Genomic DNA, 4,988 nt, shown 5'->3' with positions numbered 1-4,988 from the left:
GCCCACCGCCGACCCGCGCCATCCGGGCGCGCACCCGCCGCAGGCCCGCCACAGTGGCTGGGACCATCCCGAGCAGACCGACCCCGGCCGGTCCCCGGTCGATCCTTTGACCTCGCCCCTCGGTGAGGTCCGCAGGCTGAAGGAGGATCGTTGAGCACCCTCACCACCAGGCCCGGCGCCGCCGGCGAGTGGCCGCAGTCCACCGCCACGGCCGAGCAGGGCCGCCCGGCCGACCAGGGCCGCCCGACCCGCGCCGTGCTCATGCTGGAGGACGGCCGCGGCTTCGCCGGCGAGGCCTACGGTGCGATCGGCGAGACGTTCGGCGAGGCCGTGTTCTCCACCGGGATGACCGGCTATCAGGAGACGCTGACCGACCCGTCCTTCCACGGCCAGGTCGTCATCATGACGGCGCCGCACATCGGTAACACCGGCGTGAACGACGAGGACTACGAGTCCGACCGCATCCAGGTCGCGGGCTTCGTCGTGCGCGACCCGGCGCGCCGGGCGTCGAACTGGCGCTCCCGCGGCAGCCTCGACGACGAGCTCGCCGGGGCCGGCGTGGTCGGCATCAGCGGCATCGACACCCGGGCGCTGACCCGCCACCTGCGCGAGCGGGGGGCGATGCGCTGCGGGATCAGCAGCGTGCTCGGCGACGAGCCGGCGCAGGGCCCGTGGCCGGAACTGCTCGAGAAGGTGCGCAGCTCGCCGCGGATGGTCGGCGCCGACCTGGCCCCGCTGGTCTCCACCCGGGCGCCGTACGTCGTGCCGGCCCGTGACGGCGCGCCGCTGTTCACGGTCGCCGCACTGGACCTCGGCATCAAGCGGGCCACCCCGGCGGCGCTGGCGGCGCTGGGCTGCGAGGTGCGCGTGCTGCCGGCCCGCACCACCGGCGAGGAACTGCTCGCGCTGCGCCCCGACGGGGTGTTCCTCTCCAACGGTCCCGGCGACCCGGCGACCGCCGACTACGCGGTCGACGCGCTGCGCACCGTGCTGCGCGCCGGGGTGCCGGTCTTCGGGATCTGCTTCGGCCACCAGGTGCTGGCCAGGGCGCTGGGGTTCGACACGTACAAGCTGACCTACGGCCACCGCGGGGTGAACCAGCCGGTCGGTGACGTGGCCACCGGTCGCATCGCGGTGACCAGCCAGAACCACGGCTTCGCCGTGCGCGCGCCGCTGACCGGCGCGACGGACACCCCGTTCGGCCGGGTGGTCGCCAGCCACATCGGCCTCAACGACGACGTCGTCGAGGGATTGGAGTGCCTGGACGTGCCGGCATTCAGCGTGCAGTTCCATCCGGAGGCCGCCCCGGGCCCGCATGACGCGGCCGGGTTGTTCGAGAAGTTCCGTGACCTGATGGCCGTGACCCGCCAGGTGCGCGCGGCGAGTGCCGGAGGGCGGTCCTGATGCCCCGGCGCGACGATCTGCGCAGCGTCCTGGTGATCGGCTCGGGGCCGATCGTCATCGGCCAGGCCTGTGAGTTCGACTACTCCGGAACCCAGGCGTGCCGGGTGCTGCGGGCGGAGGGCCTGCGGGTCGTCCTGGTCAACAGCAACCCGGCCACGATCATGACCGACCCGGAGCTCGCCGACGCGACCTACGTCGAGCCGATCACCCCGGACATCGTCACGAAGATCATCGATCGGGAGCGCCCCGACGCCCTGCTGGCCACCATGGGCGGCCAGACGGCGCTGAACACCGCCGTCGCCCTGCACGACGCCGGGGTGCTGGAGCGCTTCGGCGTGCGGCTCATCGGCGCGAACATCGACGCGATCCGCGCCGGTGAGGACCGCCAGGCGTTCAAGGACATCGTCGCCGCCGTCGGTGGCGAGACCGCGCGCAGCGCGATCTGCCACACCGTCGAGGAGTGCCTGGCCGCGGGGGAGGAGTTCGACTACCCCGTCGTGGTGCGCCCGAGTTTCACCCTCGGCGGCGCCGGCAGCGGCTTCGCCCACGACCCGGCCGAGCTGACCCGGATGTCCGCCGCGGGGCTCGCGGCGAGCCCGTCGACGGAGGTCCTGGTCGAGGAGTCGATCCTCGGCTGGAAGGAGTTCGAGCTGGAGCTCATGCGTGACCGCGCCGACAACGTGGTCGTCGTCTGCTCCATCGAGAACGTCGACCCGATGGGCGTGCACACCGGCGACTCGATCACCGTCGCGCCGGCGATGACCCTGACCGACCGCGAGTACCAGCGGATGCGGGACATGTCGATCGAGGTGATGCGGGCCGTCGGCGTCGACGCGGGCGGCTGCAACATCCAGTTCGCCGTCGACCCGGCCACCGGCCGGCAGGTCGTCATCGAGATGAACCCGCGGGTCTCGCGTTCCTCGGCGCTGGCGTCGAAGGCCACCGGCTTCCCGATCGCCAAGATCTCCGCGAAGCTCGCACTGGGCTACACCCTCGACGAGATCCCCAACGACATCACCCGCACCACCCCGGCCGCCTTCGAGCCGACGCTGGACTACATCGTGGTGAAGGTGCCGCGGTTCGCGTTCGAGAAGTTCCCCGGCGCGGACGAGACGCTGACGACCACGATGAAGTCCGTCGGCGAGGCGATGGGCGTCGGGCGCAGCTTCGCCGAGGCGCTGCAGAAGGCGCTGCGGTCGATGGAGGCCACCGGCTCGACGTTCTCCTTCGCTCGATCCGAAGCTACCCCCGGGTCCGAAGCCACCCCCGGGTCCGGCGACGACGCGGCCGCGCTGCTCGCCCGCGCCAGGCAGCCGCGTGACGGGCGCCTCGCCGTCCTGCAGCGGGCGCTGCTCGCCGGTGCCGATCCGGCCGAGGCCAGCCGGGTCACTGGCATCGACCCCTGGTTCGTCGACCAGATCGTGTTCATCAACGAGGTCGCCGCCGCGGTCACCCGCGACCCCGCCGGCATCCGCCGGGCCAAGCGGGCCGGCTTCTCCGACGCCCAGCTCGCCGAGATCCTCGAGACGAAGGAGGACGTGGTCCGGGCGTTCCGGCACCGCAACGGCATCCGGCCGGTGTTCAAGACCGTCGACACCTGCGCCGCCGAGTTCGCCTCCGCGACGCCGTACCACTACTCCGCCTACGACGACGAGTCCGAGGTGGCGCCGAGCGACCGGCCGCGGGTCATCGTGCTCGGCAGCGGCCCGAACCGCATCGGCCAAGGCATCGAGTTCGACTACGCCTGCTGCCACGCGGTGATGGCGCTGTCCGACGCCGGCTACGAGACCGTCATGGTCAACTGCAACCCGGAGACGGTCTCCACCGACTACGACACCGCCGACCGGCTCTACGTCGAGCCGCTGACGGTCGAGGACGTCCTCGAGGTCGTGCACGCCGAGCAGCAGGCCGGCCCGCTGGCCGGGGTGATCGTCCAGCTCGGCGGCCAGACCCCGCTGGGGATCGCCGCGGCGCTCGCCGACGCCGGCGTGCCGATCGTCGGGACCCCGCCGAAGGCGATCCACCTGGCGGAGGACCGTGGCCTGTTCGGCCGGGTGCTCGCCACCGCCGGCCTGCCCTCTCCCCCGCACGGGGTGGCGACGTCGTTCGCCGAGGCCCGCACCGTCGCCGAGCGGATCGGCTACCCGGTGCTCGTGCGGCCGTCGTACGTGCTCGGCGGGCGCGGCATGGAGATCGTCTACGACGACACGATGCTGCGTGACTACATCGAGCGGGCCACCGCGATCTCCCCGGAACACCCGGTGCTCGTCGACCGGTTCCTCGACGACGCCGTCGAGATCGACGTCGACGCGCTGTTCGACGGCGAGACGCTCTACCTCGCCGGGGTGATGGAGCACATCGAGGAGGCCGGGGTGCACTCCGGCGACTCGGCCTGCGCGCTGCCGCCGATCACGCTCGGGCGCTCCGAGTTGGAGCGCATCCGCACCTCCACCGAGGCGATCGCCCGCGGTGTGGGGGTGCGCGGCCTGCTCAACGTCCAGTACGCGCTGCAGTCCGACGTCCTGTACGTGCTGGAGGCCAACCCGCGGGCCTCGCGGACCGTGCCGTTCGTGTCGAAGGCGACCGCGGTGCCGCTGGCCAAGGCCGCCGCCCGGGTGATGCTCGGCGCGACCATCGGCGAGCTGCGGGCCGAGGGCCTGCTGCCGCGCACCGGTGACGGTGCCAGCCTGCCGCTGGACTCGCACATCGCCGTCAAGGAGGCGGTGCTGCCGTTCGGCCGGTTCCGTGACGCCGTCGGGCGCGGGGTCGACACCGTGCTCGGGCCGGAGATGAAGTCCACCGGTGAGGTGATGGGCATCGACGACGGCTTCGGTACCGCCTACGCCAAGTCGCAGGCCGCCGCCTACGCCGGTCTGCCCACCTACGGACGGGTGTTCGTCTCGGTGGCGAACCGGGACAAGCGGGCGATGATCTTCCCGATCAAGCGGCTCGCCGATCTGGGCTTCGTCGTCTACGCCACCGAGGGCACCGCCGACGTGCTGCGGCGCAACGGTGTCAAGGCTGTCGTGCTCGGCAAGCACCGCTCGCCCACCGAGGGCCTGCTCGACTGCGTGGAGATGATCAACTCCGGGCAGCTCGATCTGGTCATCAACACCCCGTGGGGGGTAGGGCCGCGACTGGACGGCTACGAGATCCGCACGGCCTGCGTCAGCGCCGGCGTGCCGTGCATCACCACCATCCAGGGCGCCGCCGCCTGCGTGCAGGGCATCGAGGCGCTGGTGCGCGGCGAGCTCGGCGTCCGGCCGCTGCAGGAGTACCACACCGCCCTGCGCGAGGCCTGGGACGACGACGGCGGCGGCATACCCGCCGGCCGGGACACGTCCCCGGGCACCGGCCCCGCGCCGGGTGGGGGTATTCCGGGTGGTTCGGTGCCGGGAGGTTCGGTGCGGGGTGGTTCGGTGCCGGGTGCGGCGGATGGCGTGCTGGGCGGATCGACGGAGTCCGCGCCGCGACCCGGCGAGGGGGACGACGGTGGCGCGCAGGTCGCCGATCTTGATCCCGCCCGGTCGGGCGGATGAGCGCCGGCGTGCGGTCTCGCTACGCGCCGCCCGCCGGCCGCGCGC

General features: G+C 72.8%; 2 protein-coding genes. Both read left to right on the top strand.

Annotated features, from left to right (window positions below):
* Nucleotides 1–150: 150 nt before the first annotated feature.
* Nucleotides 151–1,404 carry a glutamine-hydrolyzing carbamoyl-phosphate synthase small subunit gene (carA, locus tag MXD58_RS19810; RefSeq protein ID WP_248839727.1) on the top strand — a complete coding sequence of 418 codons (1,254 nt, stop codon included), beginning with the start codon at nucleotides 151–153 and terminating at the stop codon, nucleotides 1,402–1,404.
* Entirely contained in the window at nucleotides 1,404–4,943 is a 3,540-nt protein-coding gene (carB, locus tag MXD58_RS19805; protein WP_248839726.1) for a carbamoyl-phosphate synthase large subunit, read from the top strand. Before carA ends, carB begins: the two co-directional genes overlap by 1 nt.
* The last annotated feature ends 45 nt before the right edge of the window (nucleotides 4,944–4,988 follow it).

The sequence above is a fragment of the Frankia sp. AgKG'84/4 genome, assembly GCF_023242965.2.
In the GTDB taxonomy this organism is placed as follows: domain Bacteria; phylum Actinomycetota; class Actinomycetes; order Frankiales; family Frankiaceae; genus Frankia.
The sequence above is the reverse complement of the archived record's forward strand: the minus strand, read 5'-3'. Positions and strand labels throughout refer to the sequence as shown.

Excerpts from the sequence above, each read along its gene's own strand:
- carB (WP_248839726.1), top strand. The coding sequence starts at position 1,404 with ATGCCCCGGCGCGACGATCTGCGCAGCGTCCTGGTGATCGGCTCGGGG.